Raw genomic sequence first — 2,539 nt, forward strand, 5'->3', positions numbered from 1 at the left:
ATTAATAGAAAGCATAGACGATACAGAGGCAATATTCATAACTAAAGACAAAAAGGTATACACTACCTCAAATTTAAAGGATAAAATAAACTTAACAGATAATTCTTTTAAATTAGCAAATTAAAAATACAACGGGAGATGCTTATGCATCTCCTTTTTATATTAATTCACACAGATTGAATCCTTCATATTTTCATATTTTTTATCGCCTATTCCATTTACATTTTTAATCTCCTCTATACTTTTAAAATTTCCATTTTCCTCCCTGTAGCTCAAAATTTTATTAGCAGTAGCCTCTCCAACTCCAGGGATAGCATCTAGTTCCTGTATACTTGCTGTATTTATATTTACTTTATTATTTTGGTTGGCATTGCTATTAGCTTGATTACTATCTAAATTTTGACTTTGATTGCTCGTATTATTTGATGCATTTTGATTTGAGCTATTATTTTTATCTCCCTTTTTAGGAATTATATAATGCATCTCATCTTCTAATTTAATCGCTAAATTTATATTGTTCATATCGGCTTTTTTAGTTACACCTCCGAGCATTTCGACAGCATCTGCTAGTCTCTGATCACTTTTTAATGTCACAATACCTGGGTTATTTACTTCTCCACTTACATAAACGGTAATTTCTTTAACTGATATATTTTTATCATCTTTACTTTCATCCTTAATTTTATTTTCACTAGTGCTATCTTCATCAAGCGCTTCGTCATCTTGAATATTTTCTTCACTCACTTCTGTACTTTCTTCTCCATTTAACACATAAATTTCATCTGTAAAATACCCCTTACATAACAATCCTCCTACAGATATTAAAATTACAACTACAAAAGCTAATATTTTACTTTTATTTTGCATTTTTATCACTCCTTATTTTGGATTATTGACAAAAATATGATATACTAAAATATAAGTTTATAAATTGGAGGTCAAAAATGAAAAAAAAGTTATCATACTTACTAGTGTGTCTACTAACAACCATGATGATAATGAGTTCTTCTATTTTAACCTTTGCTGATGAAGCATATGATAGTGTTGATATAAAGGCTAATTACGGTGTAGTTATCGACTATGAGACTGGAAAAATACTAGGTGGAAAAAATATCGACTCTAAAGTTTACCCAGCATCGACTACAAAAATATGGACAGCTTATTTAGTTGTTAAAAACGTAAAAAATTTAAACGACACTATCGAAATTACAGAAGACCCAATGGTAGACGGATCTAGTATGTATTTAGTAAAGGGTGAAATATTTACAGTTAAAGAATTATTACAAGGATTATTAATTCACTCTTCAAACGACGCAGCTGAAGTTTTGGCGAAATATGTAAGTGGTTCAATCGAAGAATTTGCTAATTTGATGAATGAAGAAGCAAAAAAAGCCGGTGCATTAAATACCCACTTTAATAATCCACACGGTCTGCCAGACGAAAATCACTACACAACAGCATATGATATGGCAATGCTTGCAAGAAAAGCTATGAGCGAAGAACTCATTAGAGAAATTGTAAGCACTAAATCAATCTCATTCAAACAACAAGATACAGCTAATAGCAAAGTAGCATTTTCACGTTACTTTACTAATACAAATTTATTCTTAAGATCTAATGATAAAATAACTTACAAAGGTAAATCCATACCTATAAAATACGATATTGTAGATGGTATAAAAACTGGATATACAGATCTTGCAGGAAGATGTCTTTTGAGTAGTGCGGTAAAAAACGATATGAGAGTTATCGCTGCCGTATTTAAGAGCTCAGGAACTAACGTATATGTCGACTCAAGAACACTATTAGATTATGGATTTGATAATTATTCTTCTGAAACAATAATCGATAAGGATGAATATACAAAGACTAAGAGAGTATTATTTACTAAAGAAAAGGAATTTATATATCAACCAAAGGCTAGCTATAAATTGGTATTAAGAAAGGGCGAATCTACTGACTCTGACTATTCTTATAAAGAAGACTTAGATTATGATTTGCCAATTTATAAAGGCGATAAGGTAGGTACATTAGAGGTTTACAATGGAAATAAATTAGAAAAAACTATAGATTTAGTTTCTACTAGTGAGATACATAGTACTTTTGCATTCTTTACAGAGAGCAATTTCTTCAACATACTATTTAAAATAATCTTATTTTTAATATTAGCATTTGTAGTATTCATTTTATATATAGCACTTAGAAAAAAATACAGAAAAAAGCTTAGAAGAACAGCAAATAAAAATAAACATAAAAATACTAAATCTAATAGAAATACTAAACAAACTAATACTCAAAGAAAAAATCCTAATAATATAAAGAGAAAACCAAAGAGATAACAAATAATACACCCTAATTATTAGATTAAACTTCTAATATTTAGGGTGTTTTTATATAAAAACAAAAGCTGTCGTAAGAGTTTTAATTATCTAATACGGCAGCTTTTTTATATGATCAAGCTTTTATTATTTTAAATTTTTCTTGATTCCTTTATCGATTATATTGTTGTAATCTATAAAATCATATATATCTTGTTCAA

General features: G+C 28.6%; 2 protein-coding genes. One reads left to right on the plus strand and one right to left on the minus strand.

Annotated features, from left to right (window positions below; all coding sequences use genetic code 11):
• Positions 1-162: 162 nt before the first annotated feature.
• Positions 163-867 (minus strand): helix-hairpin-helix domain-containing protein, encoded by a 705-nt coding sequence (locus ACI3VO_RS14460; RefSeq protein ID WP_439758593.1) that lies wholly within the window; start codon positions 865-867, stop codon positions 163-165.
• Positions 868-944: 77 nt separating this feature from the next.
• Here ACI3VO_RS14460 and ACI3VO_RS14465 point away from each other — a divergent pair, with 77 nt between their 5' ends.
• A complete protein-coding gene (locus ACI3VO_RS14465) occupies positions 945-2,339 on the plus strand; it encodes a D-alanyl-D-alanine carboxypeptidase family protein (protein ID WP_439758594.1) in 1,395 nt (464 codons plus the stop codon).
• Positions 2,340-2,539: the final 200 nt, after the last annotated feature.

Origin of the sequence: Intestinibacter sp., assembly GCF_051866655.1 — a bacterium.
Taxonomy (GTDB): Bacteria; Bacillota; Clostridia; order Peptostreptococcales; family Peptostreptococcaceae; genus Intestinibacter.